General features: G+C 70.3%; 15 protein-coding genes. 9 read left to right on the forward strand and 6 right to left on the reverse strand.

Annotated elements, in window-relative coordinates:
* Positions 1-6: 6 nt before the first annotated feature.
* Positions 7-861, reverse strand: coding sequence for a MoxR family ATPase (locus ACHMXE_RS16110; RefSeq protein WP_093347752.1), 855 nt, complete (start codon positions 859-861; stop codon positions 7-9).
* Positions 862-1,011: 150 nt separating this feature from the next.
* On the opposite strand from ACHMXE_RS16110, the gene ACHMXE_RS16115 reads away from it, so the two are divergent.
* Positions 1,012-1,707 (forward strand): cytochrome c, encoded by a 696-nt coding sequence (locus tag ACHMXE_RS16115; RefSeq protein ID WP_057590879.1) that lies wholly within the window; start codon positions 1,012-1,014, stop codon positions 1,705-1,707.
* 83 nt (positions 1,708-1,790) lie between these two features.
* On the opposite strand, the gene ACHMXE_RS16120 is transcribed toward ACHMXE_RS16115, so the two are convergent.
* The 3 genes from ACHMXE_RS16120 to pcaH form a co-directional block, all read right to left on the reverse strand.
* Positions 1,791-3,161 carry an MFS transporter gene (locus tag ACHMXE_RS16120; protein WP_395350188.1) on the reverse strand — a complete coding sequence of 457 codons (1,371 nt, stop codon included), beginning with the start codon at positions 3,159-3,161 and terminating at the stop codon, positions 1,791-1,793.
* Positions 3,162-3,293: 132 nt separating this feature from the next.
* Entirely contained in the window at positions 3,294-3,908 is a 615-nt protein-coding gene (gene pcaG, locus ACHMXE_RS16125) for a protocatechuate 3,4-dioxygenase subunit alpha (protein ID WP_395350189.1), read from the reverse strand.
* A 23-nt stretch (positions 3,909-3,931) separates the two neighbouring features.
* The gene (gene pcaH, locus ACHMXE_RS16130) at positions 3,932-4,648 is read right to left on the reverse strand and encodes a protocatechuate 3,4-dioxygenase subunit beta (RefSeq protein WP_203202863.1); all 717 of its coding nucleotides are present in this window, start codon (positions 4,646-4,648) and stop codon (positions 3,932-3,934) included.
* A gap of 134 nt (positions 4,649-4,782) precedes the next feature.
* Here pcaH and ACHMXE_RS16135 point away from each other — a divergent pair, with 134 nt between their 5' ends.
* Positions 4,783-5,766, forward strand: coding sequence for a LysR substrate-binding domain-containing protein (locus ACHMXE_RS16135; protein ID WP_395350190.1), 984 nt, complete (start codon positions 4,783-4,785; stop codon positions 5,764-5,766).
* A 96-nt stretch (positions 5,767-5,862) separates the two neighbouring features.
* Here the strand turns inward: ACHMXE_RS16135 and ACHMXE_RS16140 are convergent, their stop codons facing one another.
* Positions 5,863-6,297, reverse strand: coding sequence for a DUF1841 family protein (locus ACHMXE_RS16140; RefSeq protein ID WP_203202862.1), 435 nt, complete (start codon positions 6,295-6,297; stop codon positions 5,863-5,865).
* Positions 6,298-6,644: 347 nt separating this feature from the next.
* Between ACHMXE_RS16140 and ACHMXE_RS16145 the strand changes: the two genes are divergently transcribed.
* From ACHMXE_RS16145 to ACHMXE_RS16175, 7 genes are all read left to right on the forward strand, one after another.
* Complete coding sequence (locus ACHMXE_RS16145; RefSeq protein WP_395350191.1) at positions 6,645-11,477, forward strand: hypothetical protein; 4,833 nt, start codon at positions 6,645-6,647, stop codon at positions 11,475-11,477.
* Positions 11,478-11,568: 91 nt separating this feature from the next.
* The gene (gene pal, locus ACHMXE_RS16150) at positions 11,569-12,075 is read left to right on the forward strand and encodes a peptidoglycan-associated lipoprotein Pal (protein ID WP_203202861.1); all 507 of its coding nucleotides are present in this window, start codon (positions 11,569-11,571) and stop codon (positions 12,073-12,075) included.
* Positions 12,076-12,180: 105 nt separating this feature from the next.
* Positions 12,181-15,291 (forward strand): glutamate ligase domain-containing protein, encoded by a 3,111-nt coding sequence (locus ACHMXE_RS16155; RefSeq protein ID WP_281080907.1) that lies wholly within the window; start codon positions 12,181-12,183, stop codon positions 15,289-15,291.
* Positions 15,288-15,581, forward strand: a complete 294-nt coding sequence (locus ACHMXE_RS16160) for a hypothetical protein (protein WP_203202859.1) — start codon at positions 15,288-15,290, stop codon at positions 15,579-15,581. Before ACHMXE_RS16155 ends, ACHMXE_RS16160 begins: the two co-directional genes overlap by 4 nt.
* 83 nt (positions 15,582-15,664) lie before the next feature.
* Positions 15,665-17,479 carry a peptidase domain-containing ABC transporter gene (locus ACHMXE_RS16165; protein ID WP_203202858.1) on the forward strand — a complete coding sequence of 605 codons (1,815 nt, stop codon included), beginning with the start codon at positions 15,665-15,667 and terminating at the stop codon, positions 17,477-17,479.
* An 81-nt stretch (positions 17,480-17,560) separates the two neighbouring features.
* Positions 17,561-18,877: an HlyD family type I secretion periplasmic adaptor subunit gene (locus tag ACHMXE_RS16170; protein ID WP_203202857.1), complete on the forward strand. Its 1,317-nt coding sequence runs from the start codon at positions 17,561-17,563 to the stop codon at positions 18,875-18,877.
* Complete coding sequence (locus tag ACHMXE_RS16175; protein WP_203202856.1) at positions 18,874-20,436, forward strand: TolC family protein; 1,563 nt, start codon at positions 18,874-18,876, stop codon at positions 20,434-20,436. The genes ACHMXE_RS16170 and ACHMXE_RS16175 overlap by 4 nt, the downstream gene beginning before the upstream one ends.
* A gap of 51 nt (positions 20,437-20,487) precedes the next feature.
* Here the strand turns inward: ACHMXE_RS16175 and ACHMXE_RS16180 are convergent, their stop codons facing one another.
* Positions 20,488-21,924 (reverse strand): sigma 54-interacting transcriptional regulator, encoded by a 1,437-nt coding sequence (locus ACHMXE_RS16180; protein WP_203202855.1) that lies wholly within the window; start codon positions 21,922-21,924, stop codon positions 20,488-20,490.
* Positions 21,925-21,932 lie beyond the last annotated feature (8 nt).

The raw sequence follows: 21,932 nt of genomic DNA on the forward strand, positions 1-21,932 counted from the left end.
GCCGCCTCAGCGGTTGTTGCGCTGCATGAAGACCAGCTTCTCGAACAGGGTCACGTCCTGCTCGTTCTTGAGCAGCGCGCCCACCAGCGGCGGCACGGCGACCTTGTCTTCCTTGCTCTGCAGCGCCTCGAGCGGGATGTCCTCGGCCACCAGCAGCTTGAGCCAGTCGAGCAGTTCGGAGGTCGAGGGCTTCTTCTTCAGGCCGGGCAGGTTGCGCACGTCGTAGAAGGTCTTCATGGCCGCGGCCAGCAGTTCCTGCTTGAGGCCGGGGAAGTGCACGTCGACGATGCTGCGCATGGTCTCGGCGTCGGGGAACTTGATGTAGTGGAAGAAGCAGCGGCGCAGGAAGGCGTCGGGCAGTTCCTTCTCGTTGTTCGAGGTGATGAAGACCAGCGGGCGGTGCTTGGCCCGGATCAGCTCGCGCGTCTCGTAGCAGTAGAACTCCATGCGGTCGAGTTCGCGCAGCAGGTCGTTCGGGAATTCGATGTCGGCCTTGTCGATCTCGTCGATCAGGAGCGCCACCGGCTGCTCGGCCGTGAAGGCCTGCCACAGCACGCCCTTGACGATGTAGTTGTGGATGTCGCGCACCCGCTCGCCGCCATCCAGGTCCTTGAGCTGCGAGTCGCGCAGGCGGCTCACCGCGTCATACTCGTACAGGCCCTGCTGCGCCTTGGTGGTCGACTTGATGTGCCACTGCAGCAGCGGCAGGTTCAGCGCCTGCGCCACTTCCTCGGCCAGCATGGTCTTGCCGGTGCCGGGTTCGCCCTTGACGAGCAGCGGGCGCTTGAGGGTGATGGCGGCGTTGACCGCGAGCATCAGGTCCTGTGTCGCGACGTAGTTGTCTGAGCCCTTGAATTTCATGCGTGAACGGGAGGCTGTGGTGGAGAAAAGAACACACTCGATCGGCAACGTGCGTCCTTCGGGTCGGCCCGCACAGGCACCCGCGGGAGCCTTGCATATAATCGAAAGTTGGTTCGAAAAACGGTATCTCCACGAGATTGTGCGCGCAAAATGAACAAGTTGTTGACCACGATGTTTGCCCTTGCTGTCGCTTGCGGGACGGTGTCGGTACAAGCCCAGCAAGTCACGGGCAAACCCCAGGATGGCGCCAAGAAGGTCCAGATGTGCGTGGGTTGCCACGGCATCATCGGCTACCAGGCCAGCTTCCCTGAAATCCACAAGGTGCCGATGATCGCGGGCCAGAGCGCCACGTACATCACGGCGGCGCTCACCGCGTACAAGGGTGGCGACCGCAAGCACCCGACGATGCGCGCGATCGCCGACACGCTCACCGAGCAGGACATCGCCGACCTCGCGGCCTACTACAGCCAGCTCGGCGTGAAGGAAGGCGACGCGCCCCCGGCCGCGCTGGCCAAGCCCATGCCCGAGAACATCCAGGCGCTGATCAAGAAGAACGGCGAGGACAACAGCTGCACCAAGTGCCACGGCGCCAACTTCAACACCCCGAACGACGGCACCGTGCCCAAGCTGGCCGGCCAGCATGCCGACTACCTGTTCGTGGCGCTGAAGTCCTACCGCGTGAAGAACAACGTCCACCTCGGCCGCTCGAATGCCGTGATGGCCGGCCAGGTCGAGCCGAAGAAGTTCAGCAACGCCGAACTCAAGACCCTCGCGAGCTACATCGCCTCGGTGCCGGGCGAGCTCAAGACGGTGCCCGAGTCGCGCATCCACCACGCCGAGAAGTAACAGCCAGCGAGCCGGTCCGCCGGCCCTGCGCAAGAGCAAAAGCCCGCGTCGCGGGCTTTTTGCTTTCCGGGAGGCGGGCGTGTTCAGTGCCCGGCCACCGCCCCGGCGCCCCGGCCGGCATCGGCCGCATGCGGGTGCACCACCTGCTTGACCAGCAGTGCCACGGTCGCGATCAGCGCCGGCACCGCCAGCACCGCGAAGATCTGGGCGAAGCCCAGCTGCCGGCTGGCCAGCTCGGCCACCAGGAACGAGCCCGCGATGCCGCCGAAGCGGCCCAGGCCCAGCATCCAGGCGATGCCGGTGGCGCGGCCCTGCGTCGGATAGAAGGCCGCGGCCAGCGCCGGCATCGACGACTGGGCGGTGTTCATCAGCGTGCCGCCCAGCAGCACCGTCAGCACCAGCGCCGCGAGGCTGCCGAGCGACTGGCCGATCAGGTAGACGCTGACGGCGGTCAGCGCATAGCCGGTGGCGATCACGAGGTTGGCGTTGAAGCGGTCCATCAGCCAGCCGAAGAAGACGGCGCCCACGCCGCCGAGCGCGAACAGCGCCGAGATCACGGTCGCGGTCTGCGGCGGCACGTTGGCCTCGCGGAACAGGATCGGCATCCAGTTGATCATGGCGTAGAAGATCACCAGCCCCATGAAGTAGGCGATCCACAGCATGGCCGAGCCCACGAGGTAGCGCGGCGAGAGCACCAGCGCGAGGCCGCCGCCGCTGCCGTCCGCGGGCGCCGGGCCGGCCTCGGTGAGGGTGAAGACGCGCGCCTGCGCGGCGCTCTCCGAGATGCGGCGCAGCACGGCGCGGATGCGCTCGGTGGCGTACTGCTTCGCGACCATGTAGCGCGCCGACTCGGGCAGCAGCACCGCCATCAGCAGCACCAGCGCCAGCGGCGCGATGCCGCCGAGCACCAGCACGCTGCGCCATCCCAGGTGCGGAATCATCCAGGCCGCGAGGAAGCCGCCGAGCGCCGCGCCCAGCGGGAAGCCGCAGAACATGGTGTTGGTGATGGTGGCGCGCCGGTGGCTCGGGCAGTACTCGCTCATCAGCGTCACCGCGTTGGGCATGGCCGCGCCCAGGCCGAGCCCGGTGACGAAGCGCAGCCCCACGAGCTGCGGCATGTTCTGCGAGAAGGCCGAGGCCAGGCAACCGAGGCCGAACACCAGCACGGCACCCACCAGCACGCGCTTGCGGCCGAGCCGGTCGGCCAGTGGGCCGGCCAGCAGCGCACCGGCCGCGAGTCCGAACAGCGCCGCGCTGAGCACCGGCGCGAGCGCCATCTTGCTGGCGCCCCATTCGCTCGCGAGCGAGGGCGCGATGTAGCCGATGGCCGAGGTGTCGAAGCCGTCGAGCAGCACCACGAGGAAGCTCAGCGCGAAGATGCGCCACTGGAAGGCCGAGAAGGGATGCCGGTCGAGGAAGGACTGGACGTCCAGGGAAGCCGAGGGGGATGACATGCGTTGCTCCGTGTTGGAATGGTTTTGCGTTGCGCAGCGGCGAGCGCGCGGCGGCCTTGCGGCTGCCGCGCTGTATAGAAAAAGTCCGGGTACGAAAAAGCCGGCGCGGTGGCCGGCTTCGGTTTCAGGTGGTCAGACGTCGAAGAAGGCGGTTTCCTCCGCCCCCTGCATGCGGATGTCGAAGCGGTAGCTCACTGCGCCGCCGCGCTCGATGCGCTGCGCGACCAGCGTGTGGCGGCGCTCGGCCGGCACGCTCTGCAGCACCGCATCCTTGGCGTTGGCCTCGGCCTCGTCGCTGAAGTACACGCGCGTGAAGGCATGCAGCAGCAGGCCGCGCATCAGCACGATCACGTTGATGTGCGGCGCCTCGCCGGGCGACTCGGCACCGGGCTTCACGGTGTGGAACACGAAGCGGTTCTGCGCGTCGGTGCCGGTGCCCACACGGCCGAAGGCGCGAAAGCCCAGCTCGCGTGCCTGCGCCGGCGTCTGCGGATAGCGGCCCTCGCCGTCGGGCTGGCTGATCTCGACCAGCGCGTCGTTGATGGCATTGCCGTCGCCGTCGATCACCCGGCCCTCGAGCCGGATGCGCTCGCCAGCGGCTTCGTCCAGCGCCAGCACCGCGTCGAAGGGCTGGTCGAAGTCGTAGCCGTACTGCGTGGCGGTGAGGCCGTAGGCGAAGTAGGGGCCCACGGTCTGGGAGGGCGTCTGGCCGAAGTCGGCTTCCTGGGCGCTCATCAGTTTGCTCATGGCGTGTCTCTTTCCTTCTGCGCTCAGCGGGTCTCGAACGGGGTCTCGTCGGCGCCGCGCAGCACCATGTCGAACTGGTAGCCCAGCGCGTAGCCTTCCTCGGTGATGTCGAGGCTGAAGTCGGCGATCAGCCGGTTGCGGTAGCGCTCGGGCGTGCCGGTGACCATCGGGTCGTACTGCAGCAGCGGGTCGCCCGGGAAGTACATCTGCGTGACCAGACGGCTCGCGAAGCTCTGGCCGAACAGCGACAGGTGGATGTGCTGCGGGCGCCAGGCGTTCGGATGGTTGCCCCAGGGATAGGCGCCGGGCTTGATCGTGAGGAAGCGGTAGCGGCCCTCGCTGTCGGTCAGGCAGCGGCCCGCGCCGAGGAAGTTGGGGTCCAGCGGTGCGTCGTGCTGGTCGACCTTGTGCACGTAGCGGCCCGAGGCGTTGGCCTGCCAGAGCTCGACCAGCGTGTTGGCCACCGGGCGGCGGCGCTCGTCGAGCACCTGGCCCGTGAGGATCATGCGTTCGCCCAGCGGCTCGCCGTTGCGGCGCGCATTGCGCGTGAGGTCGTGGTCGAACTCGCCGATGCTCTCGTGGCCGTAGACCGGCTGCTGCAGCTCGCCGAGCGAGGCCTTGAGCGGGATCAGCGGCTTCTGCGGACCGCGCTTCACGGTCGACTTGTAGCCGGGGTAGACGTAGCTGGGATGGGCGTCCCAGTCACGCGGGGTGAGCTGGGGCTGGGTCTTGGTCAACATGCCTGTTGTCTCCTGTCGTGGGACGGACCGGGTCCGCATGGGCGCATTCTGGAATCCCGCTTCGATGATGTAAATTGAAGATTGATTCCGTTTCAATAACCAGTGGTAATTCAAAAGACGAGGGTAAGGGGCCGATGACGAGCGACCTGCGGCTGGACTTCGTGCGCAACGTGCAGCTGCGCCACCTGCGCTGCCTGGTGGCGGTGGCGCAGGAGCGCCATCTGGCGCGCGCGGCCGAGCGGCTGGCGCTGAGCCAGCCCGCGGTGTCGAAGACGCTGTCGGAGCTCGAGGGCATCGCCGGCACGCGGCTGGTCGAGCGCGGCAGCGCCGGGCGGCGCGGCGTGCAGGGGCTCACGCCGGCCGGCGAGCAGCTGCTCGCGCATGCGCTCAAGGTGCTCGAGGCGCTCGAGGCCAGCGCCGAGGCCGTCGCGCCCACGGCCGCAGGGCGCGTCGAGCGGCTGCGCATCGGCGCGCTGCCCAGCGTCGCGCCCGCGCTGCTGCCGGCCGCGCTGGCGCGGCTGCGCGGCCTCTGGCCCGCGGTGCAGGTGGTGGTGAAGAGCGCGGCCAACCCGGTGCTGCTCGACGAACTGCGCGCCGGCGAGCTCGACCTGGTGGTCGGCCGCATGAGCGATCCGCGCCAGATGGGCGGCCTGAGCTTCGAGCTGCTGCACACCGAACCGCTGGTGTTCGCGGTGCGCACCGGCCATGCGCTCGCGCACCGGCCGGTGTCGGTGCAATCGGTGCTCGACTACCCGCTGATGGTCTACGGCGAGGGCACGATCCCGCGCCACAACACCGAGAGCTTCCTGTCGGCGCGCGGCCTCGCGCTGCCGGCCAACACGCTGCAGACGCTCGACGTCGCGCTGGCGCGCGCGCTGGTCGCGCTGTCGGAAGCCGTGTGGATCACGCCGCTGGGTGCGGCGCGCGGCGAGCTGGCCGACGGCCGCATGGTGCGGCTGCGCATCGACACCGCCGGCACCGAGGAGCCCGTGGGCCTGCTGCTGCGCAGCGATGCCGAGCCTTCGGCGCTGCGGGCCGCGATGGCGGGGCTGTTGCGCGAGGCCGCGAAGCCGCAGGGCTCGCTGCCGGCGCGGCGGCGCGGGGCGTCGGCGGGGTAGGCGGGCATGCGGCCGCCGCCGGGCCGCCCCAGGGCGGCCGCGCCTCCCCCTCGGGGGGTGGAGTGACACGACCGAAGGGAGTGAAAAGCCGGGGGGCTAATCTTTTGTTGCGCGGCGCTGGACGCAGGCGACGTAACCGTCGCCATCGGGCGGACGCCCCGCGCGCTGGCTCTCCCACATCATCTGTCCCAGGCATTCCATCGCCTCGTGATGCGCATCGAGCAGCGAACCGCGGCGCGCGGCCAGCAGCTCGACCGCCTGGCGGATGCCGCGCGGCTGGTCGATCGAGCACTGCTCGCTGATCGACAGGTGCATCGACAGATGCAGGAACGGGTTCTCGCGGCCGTTCGCGCCGTCGTAGACGCGCGCCACGGCCGCGTCGGCGTCGAGCAGGTCCTCGTGGTATTCGGGATGGGCCTCGATCCAGCCGGCGGCGATGGTTTCGAGCGCTTCCATCGGCAGGCCCTGGCGGTGCTTGGCGTACACGTCGCAGAAGAAGCGGCGCACCTCTTCCTGGGTGGGGTTGAACATATATATAGATAGACAGAGAGAAAAAAGCGGAGGGGACGCAGGCCGCGAGGCCGTGGGCACGTGCGCGGCGGCGACGCTTAACGCAGGTCCGTGGCGCTTGCGCGTGTCGGCCGAAGACCCCTGGGGTCAGGCCGGCGTTCCGGGACGCACACGTTACATCGTTACGTAACGAATCGAGAAAAGACCTCGGTGAAAGCCCTCGCGAGCCGTCTCGCGAAGGACTGATTTGAAAGAAAAACCCAAGCAGATCAACGAGTTAGCTCGGTCGATGAGCGGTGGGTGCAAGGCCTGGAAAAAGCGGCACGCAAGTTGCCCCTGTAGTTCCATCTTTTGTCACAGAGGCCGCCATGACTGCACCACAAGCATCGTCCCCCTCGACCGCAGGAACTGCCGATAACGGCGTTGCTCCAGTGGTCATCGCCCAGGCCACCGCAACGCCGATCGCCCCCATGGGCTCGGCACCGGTGGTCGCACCCGCAGCGCCCGCCGCGACTGCTCCCGGCAGCATTGGATCGCTATCCAATGCTACGCCGGGCACGGTCGTCATGCGCGACGGCGTGTCGATTCCCGTCGACGGCGGCCATTCGCTGATGGCCGGCGATCGCGTGATCGTTCCCGACGGCGGCCAGGCCAACGTCCTGTTCCCCGGCTCGGCCGGCAACAAGGCACCGCTGGCCGGCGTCTTCACCGGCGGCACCGATGCCACGGTGGGCTCCACCAAGCTGCCCGGCGGCCTCGAGCAGGTCAACGTCGACGTGGCCTCGGGCGACCTGCAGGTCACCCCGCCCGACAGCGATGCGGATGCCGCCGCGCTGGCCGTGACCAAGAAGCTCGCTGCCGGCAGCGGCATCGGCCTGGGCGAGTTCGCCCTCGGCGCGCTGGGCGCGGCCGCACTGGGTGCCGCGCTGAGCGGCGGCGGTGGCGGCGATGGTGCCTTCCTTCCTTTCCAGGTCCCTGGCGGCGTGGGTGAGTCCGACGCCGATGCGGACTCCGACGCCGATGCGGACGCGGATGCCGATGGTGATGCGGACGCCGATGCGGATGCGGATGCGGATGCGGACGCTGACGCCGATGCAGACGCTGATGCCGATGCCGATGCCGATGCCGATGCCGACGCCGACGCCGATGCGGACGCCGATGCGGACGCTGACGCCGATGCCGACGCTGACGCTGACGCCGATGCCGACGCTGACGCCGATGCCGACGCTGACGCCGATGCCGACGCTGACGCTGATGCCGATGCCGATGCCGATGCCGATGCGGACGCTGATGCTGATGCCGACGCGGACGCCGATGCCGACGCGGACGCCGATGCCGACGCCGACGCGGATGCCGATGCCGATGCCGACGCCGACGCTGACGCCGATGCCGATGCCGATGCCGATGCCGACGCCGACGCCGACGCCGATGCCGATGCCGATGCTGACGCCGATGCCGATGCTGACGCCGATGCGGACGCTGACGCCGATGCCGATGCCGATGCCGATGCCGACGCTGACGCCGATGCCGACGCTGACGCCGATGCAGACGCAGACGCAGACGCAGACGCAGACGCCGACCACCTCCTCGACCCGGGCAACAGCCTCGTCGACCACGCGATCGACGCCGTGGACGACACCCTCGGCCTGGGCGGCGTGCTCGACCCGGTGAAGCCGGTGGTTGATGGCGTCACCGACCTGGTCGACGACGTGCTCGCGCCGATCGTCGGCGAAGAGTTCACGCCCGACGATCCGAACGAATTCGACCCGGTCGACACGGCCGTGGACAACGTGACCAACGGCGTGGGCGGCGCGGTCGCACCGGTCGTCGATGCCCTGCTGGGCAACGGCGTGACCGACGCGCTGATCGGCTCGCTCAACGGCCAGGTCGACTACGTCACCGACGCCCTGGCCAATGGCCTCGAGAACGTGCTGGGCAGCGATGGCCTGCTCGGTGGCGTGACCACCGGTCTGGGCATCGACGGCGTCGTCGACGGCCTGCTGGGCACCGACGGCACCATCGGCCAGGTGGTCGATGGCCTGCTCGGCGAAGGCAGCCTGCTGGGCAGCGCGCTCGGCGAAGACGGCCTCGTGGGCCAGCTGCTCGGCGACGACGGCCTGGTCGGCGGCCTGATCGGCGAAGGCACCGCGGTCGGCGGCCTGCTCGACACCCTGCTGGGTGACGACGGCCTGCTCGGCGGCGTGGGCGGCGAAGGCGGCCTGCTGGGCGGCCTGCTCGGCCCGGCCCTCGGTTCCGACGGCCTGCTGGGCAGCCTGATCGGCGACGACAGCGCGCTCGGCGGCCTGCTGGGCGACGAAGGCCTGGTCGGCGGCCTGCTCGGCGACGACGGCGTGCTCGGCGGTCTGCTGGGCAGCGAAGGCCTGGTCGGCGGCCTGCTCGGCGGTGGCGGCATCGTGGACAGCCTGCTGGGCCCCGATGGCGTGGTCGGTGGCCTGCTGGCCGACGGCCCGCTGGGCGGCCTGCTCGGCGGTGAAGACGGCCTGCTCGGCGGTCTGCTGGGCGATGACGGCCTGCTGGGTGGCCTGCTCGGCGACGACGGTCTGCTCGGTGGCGTGCTCGGCGACGACGGCATCCTCGGTGCCGGCGGTCCCCTGGGCGGCCTGCTGAGCGACGACGGCCTGCTCGGCGGCCTGCTGGGCGATGACGGTCTGGTCGGCGGCCTGCTCGGCGACGATGGTCTGCTGGGTGGCGTGCTGGCCGACGACGGCCTGCTCGGTGGCCTGGTCGGCGAAGACGGCCTCGTGGGCGGTCTGCTCGGCGACGACGGCCTGGTCGGTGGCCTGCTGGGTGACGACGGCCTCGTGGGCGGTCTGCTCGGCGATGACGGCATCGTCGGCGGCCTGCTCGGCGAAGACGGCCTGGTGCCGGGCCTGCTGGGTCCGGACGGCCTGGTCGGCGGCCTGCTGGCGGACGACGGCGTGGTCGGTGGCCTGCTCGGCGACGACGGCCTCGTGGGCGGTCTGCTCGGTGGCCTGCTCGACGGCGTCGGCGGTGGCGGCGGCACGGGCACCCAACTGCTCGACCCCGTGGACGGCGTCGTCGGCGGCCTGGTCGACGGTCTCAACGACGGCCTGCTCGGCGAGCTCGGCCTGGGCGACGTGCTCGCCCCGGTGGTCGGCCTGACCGACAGCCTGACCGACACCGTGAGCGGCCTGCTGGGCCCGGTGCTCGGCGACAGCTTCACGCCGAACGACCCGAACGTGCTGGATCCGGTGGACGACCTCGTGGGTCAGGTCACCGACGGCGTGGGCGGCCTGCTGAGCCCGCTGACCGACCAGCTGCTGGGCGCCGGCACCACCGACGCGCTGCTGGGCGCGGTGGGCACGCAGGTCGACTTCCTGACCGATGGCGTGGCGAATCTGATCGGCGGCGACGGCCTGCTGGGTGGCGTGCTGGGCGATGACGGCCTGCTGGGCGGCGTGCTCGGCGGCGACGGCGGCCTCCTCGGCGGTGTCCTGGGTGACGACGGTCTGCTGGGCGGTCTGCTCGGCGGCGACGGTGGTCTGCTCGGCGGCGTGCTGGGTGATGACGGTCTGCTGGGCGGTCTGCTCGGCGGTGACGGTGGCCTGCTCGGCGGTGTCCTGGGCGACGACGGCCTGCTGGGCGGTGTGCTCGGCGGCGACGGTGGCCTCCTGGGCGGCGTGCTGGGTGACGACGGTCTGCTGGGCGGTCTGCTCGGCGGCGACGGCGGCCTCCTGGGTGGCGTGCTGGGTGACGACGGTCTGCTGGGCGGCGTGCTCGGCGGCGACGGTGGCCTCCTGGGCGGCGTGCTGGGTGACGACGGCCTGCTGGGCGGCGTGCTCGGCGGTGACGGCGGTCTGCTCGGCGGCGTCCTCGGCGACGACGGTCTCCTCGGTGGTCTGCTGGGTGGTGACGGCGGCCTGCTTGGCGGCGTGCTGGGTGACGACGGCCTCCTGGGCGGCGTCCTCGGCGGCGACGGTGGCCTGCTCGGCGGCATCCTGGGTGACGACGGCCTCCTGGGCGGCGTGCTCGGCGGTGACGGCGGCCTGCTCGGCGGCATCCTGGGCGACGACGGCCTTCTGGGCGGCGTGCTCGGCGGTGACGGCGGCCTGCTCGGCGGCATCCTGGGCGACGACGGCCTGCTGGGCGGCGTGCTCGGCGGTGACGGCGGCCTGCTCGGCGGCGTGCTGGGTGACGACGGCCTTCTGGGCGGTGTGCTCGGCGGCGACGGCGGCCTGCTCGGCGGCATCCTGGGCGACGACGGCCTGCTGGGCGGCGTTCTCGGCGGCGACGGCGGCCTGCTCGGCGGCATCCTGGGCGATGACGGCCTGCTGGGCGGCGTGCTCGGCGGTGACGGCGGCCTGCTCGGCGGCATCCTGGGCGACGACGGCCTGCTGGGCGGCGTGCTCGGCGGTGACGGCGGCCTGCTTGGCGGCATCCTGGGTGACGACGGCCTGCTGGGCGGTGTCCTCGGCGGCGACGGCGGCCTGCTCGGCGGTGTGCTGGGTGACGACGGCCTGCTGGGCGGCGTTCTCGGCGGCGACGGCGGTCTGCTCGGCGGCGTGCTGGGTGACGACGGCCTGCTGGGTGGCGTGCTCGGCGGCGGCGAAGGCGGCCTGCTCGGCGGCGTCCTGGGTGACGACGGCCTGCTGGGCGGCGTCCTCGGCGGCGACGGCGGTCTGCTCGGCGGTGTCCTGGGCGACGACGGCCTGCTGGGTGGCGTGCTTGGCGGTGGCGAAGGCGGCCTGCTCGGTGGCGTGCTCGGCGGCGGCGAAGGCGGCCTGCTCGGCGGCGTCCTCGGCGACGACGGCCTGGTCGGTGGCCTGCTCGGCAACGACGGCCTGGTCGGCGGCCTGCTGGGCAACGACGGCCTCGTCGGCAGCCTGCTCGGTTCGCTCGGCGGCGACGGCCCGGTGGCCAACATCCTGCAGCCGGTCACCGACATCCTCGGCGGCCTGACGGGTGGCGCGACGCCGGTGGTCGATTCGCTGACCGGCACCGGTTCCGGCGCGCTGGCCCCGGTGACCGACATCCTGGCCGGCGCCACGGGTGCCGCGGCTCCGGTGGTGGACACGGTGTCCAACGTGCTGGACGGTCTGGACCACGCCCTGGGTACCAACCTGACCCAGACCGTGACCCCGATCACCAGCCAGGTCGAGCACACGGTGGGCAACGTGGTGACCCCGGTCGCCAACATCCTGCACGGCCTGCTGGGCTGATCCGGTCGCACGGACAGTGGACGGAAAAGAAGAGAACGAGCAGCAGAAGAAAGGACGGACCGGCAACGGTCCGTCCTCTGAAAGGAACGGTATGAAGACGAGTTTCCGGATACTGGCCATCGCGGCACTGGGCGCCAGCCTGGTCGCCTGCGGTACCGGGCCCAAGCAAGGTCGCGACGACGCGACCTACTACTACTCCAACAAGGGCGCCAGCGCGGTCGCCAAGGTCGAGCCGCCGCCCCCGCCGCCGGTGCAGAACGGACCGGCCGGCGTGTCGAAGATCGTGTACTTCGATTTCGACCGGTACGACATCAAGCCCGAGTACCGCAACATCGTCGAGGCGCACGCCAGCTTCCTGCGCAACCGCCCGACGAGCCGCGTCGTGCTCGAAGGCCACACCGACTCGCGCGGTGGCCGCGAATACAACCTCGCGCTGGGCCAGCGCCGTGCCGAAGCCGTCCAGCGCGCCCTGACGCAGCTGGGCGTGCCCGCCGAACGGCTCGAAGCCATCAGCTGGGGCATGGAAAAACCCGCGTCGCTTGCCAACACCGAGGAGGGCTACCAGCTCAATCGCCGCGCCGAATTCAGCTACCGCTGAACCAGGGAACTGCGATGCCTTCGATGGCAGCTCCCGGTCTTCCGAGTCATCGCGGCAACGCATGACGAAGAAGACCGGTTGCCCGTTCTCGACCGGGTCCGAATGATGTCCTTCTCCGATCAGCTCCACGCCTGCCACGAGCGACTCGTCTCGGTGTGCGCGGCGCTGCCGGCGCCATACCCGGCCTTCACGCTGTTCTTCTCGGTGAGCGACGGCACGCAGCGCGCGCACGTGGTGCACACCCGCGCCGCCGTGCTCGAGACCGCCTGGCGCGAAGGCGCCGAGCAGCTCGAACGCTGGGTGCAGGAGCAGGGCATCGTCTCGCCCTGGCTGCGCGTCGACTGGGTCGAGGGCGCGAGCCCGATCGACTGGGTCCAGTTCAAGGGGCAACTGGCGTCGGTCAAGCGCAACTACTTCCGCCTCGGGCTGGCCTTCGACAAGGACTTCGAGCTCGCGTTCACCGAGCAGGAGCTCAATGCGAACGCGATGCTCAGCGGCGACTCGACCATCGCGCACGCGGTGGTGAACCCGCGCAACTTCGAGCTCTATGCGGATGCGCGCTTCGGCCGCCGGCTGTCGCTCGAGCTGCCGGGCGACCAGCCGGTGTTCCTGCTGGCGACCGTGGGCCTGTTCTGCCAGCCCGACGGCGTGGTGCACAAGCTCGTGGGCACGGGGCTCGATGCCGGGCGGCGCCAGCTGCCCGCGCTCAATCCGCAATCGACGCTCGACCTGGTGCGCAGCGGCGCCTCGTACCTGGCGCGCCAGGTGCAGGCCGACGGCCTGTTCGTCTACGGCTATTTCCCCTGCTTCGACCGGCGCATCCCGACCTACGACGCGATGCGCCATGCGAGCGCGCTCTACGCCATGATCGAGGCGTGGGAGATCACGCGCGACGAGACCTTGCGCGCGGCCATCGAGCGCGCGCTCGATCGCCTGGTGCATCACCTGATCCGCGACTACAAGCTCGCCGACGGCCGCGACATCTCGTTCCTGGTCGACACCGGCGGCGAGATCCGCCTCGGCGGCAACGCGGCCTGCGTGCTGGCGCTCGTGAAGTACTGCGAGGCCATGGACACGCGGCGCTGGCTGCCGTTGCTCGACAAGCTCGCGCTGGGCATCTCCTCGCTGCAGGACCCGGCGACGGGCCGCTTCAACCACGTCATCCATGCGAACGACCTGACGCTCAAGCAGGCCTCGCGGATCATCTACTACGACGGCCAGGCCTCCTACGGCCTGCTGCGCCTCTACGGCCTCACGCGCGATCCCCAGTGGCTCGCGGTGGTGGAGAAGGCCTTCGATCATTTCATCGCCAGCCAGCACTGGCAGGCGCACGACCACTGGTTGAGCTGCTGCGTCAACGAGCTCGCGCGCTGGAGCCCGCAGGAGCGCTACTTCCGCTTCGGGCTGCAGAACGTCGCGGGCTACCTCGACTTCGTGCTCGACCGCAAGACCACCTTCCCGACGCTGCTCGAGCTGATGCTCGCCGCGCAGCAGATGCTGCAGCGGCTCGAGGGCATGCCCGCGATGCGGCACCTGCTCGACGAGCTCGACGTCGAGAAGTTCTACCGCGCGCTCGACTACCGCGCGCACTACCTGCTCAACGGCTACTTCTGGCCCGAGATGGCGATGTACTTCCGCCGTCCCTCGACCATCGTCGGCTCGTTCTTCATCCGCCACCACGCGTTCCGCGTGCGCATCGACGACGTCGAGCAGTACGTCTCGGGCTTCGTGGCCTTCCACCGCTACCTGGTGGAGCGCCGCACGCTGCATGGCGCGGGCGCCGGCGCGGTGGCCGGTGGCGGCATCTCGGTCGGACAGGGCGGACCGCGCGACGACGGCGGCACCTGGACCGCGAGCGAGATGGCGCGCGTGACCGGCGGCGAATGGGTGGTGAAGCCCGAGGACGGCTGGCGCGCCAGCGGCGTCGCGCAGCGCTCCTTCCTGCGCAAGGGCCGCGTGGTGTTCGAGAACCAGACCCGCAACGCCAAGGCGCCGCTCGCGGCCGTCGCGCTCAAGGGCGTGCTGCAGCCCGCGGCCGCCGTGCTGTGCGTCGATCCCAAGCCGCACCTGGACAAGCGCGTGCCGGTGCTCAAGGTGGCCGACCTGCCGCAGGCCGTGCTGCAGCTCGGCACCCATGCGCGCGCCGAGTTCAACGGCGGTGTCTGCGCGGTGGTGGGGCAGGGCGTCGCCGGCTCGACCGTGGCGGCCATGATGGCCAGCGCGCTCACCGTGTGGGGCGAGGTCGGCCAGCCCGAAGGCAGCATCAGCCTGCCGTCGGGCATCGCGTGGAACCTCACCTGCCTGCCGCGCCACGCCGCCTACTGGGTGCTCGACATGAGCCAGTCGCAGCTGCCCGCGTCGACGCAGCTGGTGCGCCCGACGCTCGCGGTGATCGCCGGCCTGTCGGCGGCGGCGCAGAAGCACCGCGGTCCGGCCGAGGCCGCCGCGCGGCAGGACGCGCGCATCTTCCTCGGCATGACCGCCGGCGACAGCGTGGTGCTGAACCGCGACATGGTCGAGTACCCGGTGTTCGCCGAGGCCGCGGCCGAGCGCCAGCTGCAGGTGGTGAGCTACGGCGAGCACCGCGCGGCCGACGTGCGGCTGGTCTCGTTCGACCATGGCGAGGTGAAGGCGATGGTGGCCGGCGAGCCGCTGCAGCTGCGCCTGAACGCGCCGGGCCGCCACATGGGCATGAGCGCCGTCGCCGGTCTGGCCGCGCTGACCGCGCTGCGGCTGCCGCTGGCCGCGGCGGTCGAACCCTTCGCGCAGTTCGAGCCCCCCGGCGGGCGCGGCGCGCTGCACACCATCCACATCGGCGGCGGCAGCTTCAAGCTGATCGACGAGACCTACGACGCCAATCCGAGTTCGATGCGCGCCGCGCTCGAGCTGCTGGCGCAGGCCCCGTGCGAGCCCGCGCGCCGCGTGGCGATCCTCGGCGACATGCAGGAGCTGGGCCCGGCGGCCCAGCGCCATCACCTCGATCTCGAGCCCGAGCTGCTGGCCACGCAGGCCGACCGCGTGCTGCTGTGCGGACCGCTGATGCGGGCCCTGCATGCGCGCATCAGTTCGAAGGTGCGTTCGCACTGGTTCGTCGACGTCTCCGATTTGTCGACCGCGCTGGGCAGCCTGCTGCAGCCGGGCGACTGGGTGCTCGCGAAAAGCTCCGCGGGCGTGGGTCTGTCCCGGCTGGCCCGGGTTCTGAAAGCACTGCCATGACCAGACTGGATGCACTTCTTCATCTGCCCGCGCAGCAGGAGGCCGCCCCGGCGCGCCGCTGGTGGACCCGCTGGGCCCAGCTGCTGTGCGCGTGGGTCGTGTGCATGCTGCTGTGCGTCAACGTCGCGATCTTTCTCGATCGGGGTTTGTCCTTAGACGACGAGCCAGCGCAGGCACGAAAGACGGTGGCCTGCGCCAGCGTCGTCCTGCCCACCGAAACCGTCTCGCACCGCGCGGCGACAGGGACTGACCGACCCCTGACCAAAGCCTCGAATTGCACTGCTTTCTAGAGTGAAATATTGCGTTGTAACAGTCGGGTAACAGTTGATAATGAAGCCGTTGCGTCATCGCCTGACGGGATCGGCTTTCGCCCATGATCAAGTTTCTCCTGCCCACTCAACTGGTCGCCGAGCGGCCCGTGGAGCCCGGTGCCAGTCCCTATGCGGGCGCCCTCCATGCCGCGTTCCGTGATGCCTACCCGCTGATAAAAAGCGCGGCCTGGCGCTCCATTCCGATCAGCCTGTTCGGGCTGCTGCCCTCGATCTTTTTGCTGCAGGTCTACGACCGCGTGCTCTCGCGCAGCGGCGTGTCGACGCTGGCGGCGCTGGTCAGCGGCATCCTGTTCTTCCTGTGCATCGAGTTCTGGCTGCGCACGCGCCGTTCGCGCCTGCTGCGCAACGCGGGCGCGATCATCGACCACGGCGTCTCGGGCGCGCTGATGGGCTCCATGCTCGGTCGTCCGCTGCGCGCGCTCGAGGCGCGGCCGGCCTCGTCGTGGCACCTGTACTTCCGCGATGTCGGCTCGGTGCGCGGCACCGTCACCGGCGGCCTCGCCCAATCGATCTTCGACCTGCCGATGGCGGTGTTCGGGCTGGTGGTGATCGGCATCGTCGCGCTGCCGGTGCTGCCGGTGGTGGTGGCCTTCCTCGCGATCCTTTCCTTCCTCGCCTGGTGGTGGGCCGACGAGGTTCGCGCCGGCCGCGTCGAGGAAGTGCAGCGCGGCCGCGGCCTCGACCGCATGACGGCCGAGATCTGTCATGCGCGCGAGACGCTCAAGTCGCAGGCCAACGACGGTCCCATCATCGAGATGTGGCAGCAGACCTACAACGCCTGGCTCACCGAGAGCTTCACCAAGAACGGCCAGATCGAGACCGCGCGCGACGGCACCACGGTGCTGCTGACCGTGTTCTCGGTGATCGTGGTCACGGTGGGTGCCATCTCCGTGATGGAGCAGTGGATGACGGTCGGCGGCCTCGTGGCCTCCAACATGCTCGCGCTGCGCGCGCTGCAGCCGATCGCCGGCCTGGTGTCGAACTGGCGCTCGCTGGCGACCGCCAAGGAAGCCGCCAAGCGCCTCGAGACCGTGCTCGGCGAGCCGGTGGAGAAGCCGCCCGTGGGCATGGCCCTGCCGCAGCCGCTGGGCCGCATCACGCTCAAGGACGTCAGCTTCAGCTTCACCGAGAACGCGCAGAAGGCGGTCATCGAGCACCTCGACCTCGACATCGGCCCCGGCGGCCTGCACGTCATCGTCGGGCGCAACGGCGCCGGCAAGTCCACGCTGGTCAAGCTGCTCTCGGGCCTGTACACGCCCACGCACGGCGTGGTCAGCATCGGCGAGTACGACCTCTCGCAGTTCGGCCGCGAGGAGCTGTCGCGCTGGATCAGCTACCTCTCGCAGGAGGTCTACTGGTTCGGCGGTTCGCTGATCGACGTCATGCGCCGCACCGCGCCGGGCCAGAGCGACGAGCAGATCGTCGCGGCCTGCAAGCTCTCGGGCGCGCACGACTTCATCTCGCGGCTGCCCGACGGCTACCGCTCGACGGTGGGCGAGGGCGGCACCGGCCTGTCGGTGGGCGAGCGCCGCAAGCTCGCGCTGGCCATGAGCTTCCTGCGCAAGCCCTCGGTGCTGGTGCTCGACGAGCCCAGCAACGACCTCGACTTCCAGAGCGAGCGTGCATTGCTGGCCACGCTGCTGGCGGTGGCCAAGGTGCGCACCGTGGTGGTGGTCACGCATTCGCTGCGCATCGTCTCGGCCGCCAGCCATGTCTACCACGTGACCGGCGAAGGCACGGTCGAACAGGGCACCGCCGCGCTGATGGTGCCCAAGCTGTTCGGCGTGAAGAAGGCGCTGGTGGCGCTGCCCGAAGGCGGCGAGGACGGCGAGTCCGCCGCGCGTTCGATCGCCTGAGGCGGCGAATTTGTTTATGGATTGGACCGATCGACCGATGACCGAGTGCGACGACCGAGTGACCGCAAGGGAGGCGAGATCTTGAAAGCCGATCTGCCGCAGGTCCTGCAGACCGAAGACCAGAAGCGCGCCGCGCAGATCACGCCCGAGGGCCGGCGGCGCCAGTGGCTGCTCGGCGGCCTGATCGGCGTGTTCGCCGTGATCGGCCTGGGCTTCCCGATGGAGACCGTCGTGGTCGCGCCCGGGCGCGTGATTCCCTCCGACCGCGTGAAGTCGATCCAGCACTTGGAAGGCGGCATCGTCAGCGCCGTGCTCGTGAAGGAAGGCGACCACGTCAAGCAGGGCCAGTCGCTGGTCGAGATCGACCTCGGCGGCGGCGGCCTCAACCTCGAGGAACTGACCGCGCGCTATGCCGCCACCCAGGCCACGCGCGTGCGCCTGATGGCCGAGAGCCGCGGCCAGCCGCTCAAGCGCGACACCTTCGCCAAGGACATCGACGAAGGCGTGTACGCCGGCGAGACCGGTGCCTACGACGCGCGCGCGCTCGAGCAGCGCGGCGTGATGGCCGGCGCCATCTCCAGCCTCGAAGCCGCGCGCAGCCGGCAGCTCGAGCAGCAGGCCAAGGTCAAGGGCCTGAGCGACCGGCTCGACCTGATGCAGAAGGAGCTCGAGGTGTCGGAGCAGCTGCTCAAGGAGAAGCTGGTGGGCCAGGTCGAGGTGCTCGAGAAGCGCCGCCAGGCCGAGGCCGCGCGCAGCGAACTCGCGGTCGCGCGCCAGGGCGTGATCTCGGCCAATGCCGCGATCACCGAGGCGCAGGCCAAGATGGCCGAGGCCGAGGGGCGCTTCCGGCGCCGCGCCTCGGACGAGCTCGCCACCGTCGAGCGCCAATTCGCGAGCCTGAGCGAGGACCTCGCGCGCGCCCGCACGCAGCGTTCGCGCACCGAGGTCAAGGCGCCGTCGGACGGCATCGTCAAGGGCCTGCGCAGCGGCAGCCCCGGCTGGGTGGTGAAGCCCGGCGAGGCCATCCTCGAGGTCGTGCCCGACAAGGACGAGATCATGATCGAGGCGCGGCTCAATCCGAACGACCGCGGCTTCGTCGAGATCGGCCAGGCGGCCACCGTGAAGATCACCGCCTACGACTACCTGCGCTACGGCGCCGTCGAGGGCAAGGTCACGCTGGTGGCGGCCGACGCCGACCGCGACCCCGCGATCGCCAGCGGCGCGCCGTACTACCGGCTGCTGATCAGCACCGACAAGTCCTTCGTCGGCCACAAGGAAAACCGCATCACCGTCGGCATGGAGTCCGAGGTCGACCTCAAGGTCGGCACCGATCCCTTCATCTGGTACATCCTTCGTCCTGTGCTCAAGCTGCGGCGCGAAGCCTTCCGCGAACCATGAAGCGCCGCCCGACCCACAGCCGGCGCCCGGCGGGCACCGGCGTGCTGTGCGCGGCGCTCGCCGCCAGCTTCGCGCTGCCGCCTGTTGCCATGGCGCAGGAGGCACAGGATCCGCCGCCCTCGCTGATGCTCGCGCGGCGCCTCACGGCGCCCTCGATCGGCACCGCCGGCTACGTGCAGCGCGTGAAGCAGGCGCTGGTCGTGCTGTCGCAGGACTACCCCGAAGTGCAGACCGCGCAGGCGGCCGCCAATACCAGCGGCTTCCAGATCGACCAGGCCAAGAAGGCGCGCTATCCGCGCTTCAAGGTCGGCACCTCCTCGGGCAACTACAACAGCGGCGCCGCCAACGCGCAGACCCAGAGCTACAACGTGATCACCGCCGAGGCGCGCATGAGCCTGATCGACGGCGGCGCGATCAGCGCCTCGATCCGTGCCGCCGAGGCCGGCAACGAGGCCGACGGCCAGGCCGTCACCACCACCTCGCAGAAGGTGGTGCTCGATGCGCTGACCGCCTACCTGCAGGTGCAGCGCTTCGACCTCAAGAAGGAGATCGCGCACCGCTCCACCGAGATCGTGGCCGAGCTCTCGAAGGCCGAGGCGCGCCGCGTCGCGCTCGGCGCCACCGGCGAGAACGACCTCAACATGGCCAGCGCGCGCCGCGCCAGCGTGGCCGCGCGCGAGGCCGACTTCGAGGCCCAGCGCGACGAGGCCATCGCCAAGTTCCGCAGCTACTTCAAGTTCACGCCCATCACGCGCAACCTGCCGGTGCTGGCCGCGCCGCCGCAGTGGCGCATCGACTCGCAGGCCGAGGCGCTGCGCCGCGCCGAGGAGCGCAGCACCGAGATCGCCGAGGCTCAGGGCCGCATCAACAAGGCCAAGGCGCTGGTCGAGCAGCAGGAGGCCAGCATCTGGCCCACCGTCGATGCCGTGATCGTGAAGAGCAAGGACCCGCGCGGCGTGTCGCCGCAGGACCCCACGCGCACCGCGCTCGAGCTGAGCTGGAATTTCGGCAGCGGCTTCGACCGCCAGCTGCGCGTGCGCACCGCCATGGCCGAGGTCGAGAACCAGGAAGCCAAGCTCGAGGGCGTGAAGCTCAACCTGTTCGAGCTCACCAGCGCCTCGTGGTCGCGCACCGTCTCGGGCCGCGAGCGCGAGCGCCAGCTGATGGAGGCCGTGAGCACCTCGGGCCAGGCCTTCCGCGGTCGCCGCCGCCTGCTCGAGTTCGGCCGCGACACCCTGCCGCAGGTGCTCGATGCCCAGCTCGAGTACTACAACCTGCTGTTCGACTACGTCGATGCCGTGTTCGACCTGCGCGTCAACGAGCTGCGCCTGGCGCGCACCACCGGCGAACTGCGCATCGACCCCGAGGGCGGCAACGAATGGGTCGACCGCGTCTTCGGTGCGCCGAGCCGCACCGTGCTGACCGAGGACGGCTTGCTCAGCGGCCCGTGCCTGGCGAGCAACTCGACCTGCGCGAACGAGGCGTCGGTGGATCGCTCGCAGAACGCGCAGCCCGTGACCCTGCGGCGCGCCGAGCGCCTGCCGACCACCACCAACTGACGAAGCGGAAAAGCGGGCGGCCGGCGCGTGAGCGCGCGGCCGCGTGGCCGCTCAGGCGTCTTCCGGAATGCCCGGTTCGCCGTCGAGGATCTGGTACTTGCGCATCTTCTCCCACAGCACCTTGCGGCTGATGCCCAGGTGCTGCGCCGTGTCCTGGCGCTTCCAGTCGTTGATCTCGAGCGCCGCGATGATGCGGTTGCGCTCGCTGCCGTTCCAGCCCTTGCGCTGGTCGCCGCCGGCGGCCTCGAAGGCGCTGCTCGTGCCCACCGCGTTCGCGCCCAGTCCCATGCCGCCGCCCGCGCCGGTGGAGGGCGTGCCGCGGGTCAGCGCGATCGCGCGCTGGATCAGGTGCTGGTCCCAGCTGTGCAGCTGCCGCGCGATCACGCCCACGCGTTCCGCGAGGTTGCGCAGCTGGCGCACGTTGCCGGGGAAGTAGGTCTCGGCCACCGCGTCGCTGAGCCAGTGCGGCGTTTCGCCGAGCACCTCGAGCTGGTCGCCCAGCACGTTGGCCAGCAGCGCCTTGAAGATCGCGATCTTGTCGATCTCGCCACGCTCCTCGAGGCTGGGCACGTGCAGCTCGATCACCGCGAGGCGGTAGAACAGGTCGGCGCGAAATTCGCCGCTGGCCACCATCTCGCGCAGGTTGCGGTTGGTCGCCGCCACCAGCCGGAAGTCGACCCGGATCGGCGAGGTCGCGCCGAGCCGCGTGACCGCACCGTCCTCGAGCACGCGCAGCAGCTTCACCTGCTGGTACTTCGGCAGGTCGCCGATCTCGTCGAGGAACAGCGTGCCGCCCGTGGCCTGTTCGAAGTAGCCGCGGTGCGCATGCACCGCGCCCGTGAACGAGCCCTTGGCGTGGCCGAAGAACAGCGACTCGAACAGCCCGTCCGGAATCGCGCCGCAGTTCACCGCCACGAACGCGCCCTTGCAGTAGGTCTGGTGGCCCAGGTGCAGCTGCTGCGCGATGCGTTCCTTGCCCACGCCGGTTTCGCCGCGCACCAGCACGCTGTGGTCGCAATCGGCGAAGGCATTGACCTCGGCCAGCAGCGACTTCATCGCTTCCGAGTGCGCCACCAGCTCGTCGAGCGGCTGCGGCGCCACGTCGCGCGCGCGCAGTTGCCGCACCAGCTTCGCGACCATCGTGCGCAGCTCGGCGCAGGTGAAGTCGTAGGGCAGCACGTGCAGGTATTCGGGCGGATAGGTGCGCGAGTCGCGCTCGCGCGAGGCCGCCGCGACCCAGATCACCGGCATGCCCTGCAGCAGCTCGGTCGCCTGCGGCAGCCCGCCGCCATCGATGACCGTGACGCTGATGATCGCCACCGACGGCCGCATCGCCGCCGCGCGGTCCTGCGAGGGCGGCGGCATGCCGTCGGCCCGGATCACCTCGACATCGAAGCTCGCCATGCAGCGGGCGATGCGGTCGAGGATGTCGGCCTTACCTTCCCAGACAAAGAGGTCGAGTTCGTCGAAATTGGGGGAGGCGCTCATCAAGATGC

The sequence above is a fragment of the Variovorax sp. UC122_21 genome (assembly GCF_044056785.1).
Lineage (GTDB): Bacteria > Pseudomonadota > Gammaproteobacteria > Burkholderiales > Burkholderiaceae_C > Variovorax.

What these genes read in the sequence shown, in the direction of transcription:
- ACHMXE_RS16110 (WP_093347752.1), bottom strand. Translation starts at nt 861, where the DNA reads ATGAAATTCAAGGGCTCAGACAACTACGTCGCGACACAGGACCTGATG.
- ACHMXE_RS16120 (WP_395350188.1), bottom strand. Translation starts at nt 3,161, where the DNA reads ATGTCATCCCCCTCGGCTTCCCTGGACGTCCAGTCCTTCCTCGACCGG.
- ACHMXE_RS16165 (WP_203202858.1), top strand. Translation starts at nt 15,665, where the DNA reads ATGATCAAGTTTCTCCTGCCCACTCAACTGGTCGCCGAGCGGCCCGTG.
- ACHMXE_RS16115 (WP_057590879.1), top strand. Translation starts at nt 1,012, where the DNA reads ATGAACAAGTTGTTGACCACGATGTTTGCCCTTGCTGTCGCTTGCGGG.
- pcaG (WP_395350189.1), bottom strand. Translation starts at nt 3,908, where the DNA reads ATGAGCAAACTGATGAGCGCCCAGGAAGCCGACTTCGGCCAGACGCCC.
- ACHMXE_RS16155 (WP_281080907.1), top strand. Translation starts at nt 12,181, where the DNA reads ATGTCCTTCTCCGATCAGCTCCACGCCTGCCACGAGCGACTCGTCTCG.
- pal (WP_203202861.1), top strand. Translation starts at nt 11,569, where the DNA reads ATGAAGACGAGTTTCCGGATACTGGCCATCGCGGCACTGGGCGCCAGC.
- ACHMXE_RS16135 (WP_395350190.1), top strand. Translation starts at nt 4,783, where the DNA reads ATGACGAGCGACCTGCGGCTGGACTTCGTGCGCAACGTGCAGCTGCGC.
- ACHMXE_RS16180 (WP_203202855.1), bottom strand. Translation starts at nt 21,924, where the DNA reads ATGAGCGCCTCCCCCAATTTCGACGAACTCGACCTCTTTGTCTGGGAA.
- pcaH (WP_203202863.1), bottom strand. Translation starts at nt 4,648, where the DNA reads ATGTTGACCAAGACCCAGCCCCAGCTCACCCCGCGTGACTGGGACGCC.
- ACHMXE_RS16160 (WP_203202859.1), top strand. Translation starts at nt 15,288, where the DNA reads ATGACCAGACTGGATGCACTTCTTCATCTGCCCGCGCAGCAGGAGGCC.
- ACHMXE_RS16145 (WP_395350191.1), top strand. Translation starts at nt 6,645, where the DNA reads ATGACTGCACCACAAGCATCGTCCCCCTCGACCGCAGGAACTGCCGAT.
- ACHMXE_RS16140 (WP_203202862.1), bottom strand. Translation starts at nt 6,297, where the DNA reads ATGTTCAACCCCACCCAGGAAGAGGTGCGCCGCTTCTTCTGCGACGTG.
- ACHMXE_RS16175 (WP_203202856.1), top strand. Translation starts at nt 18,874, where the DNA reads ATGAAGCGCCGCCCGACCCACAGCCGGCGCCCGGCGGGCACCGGCGTG.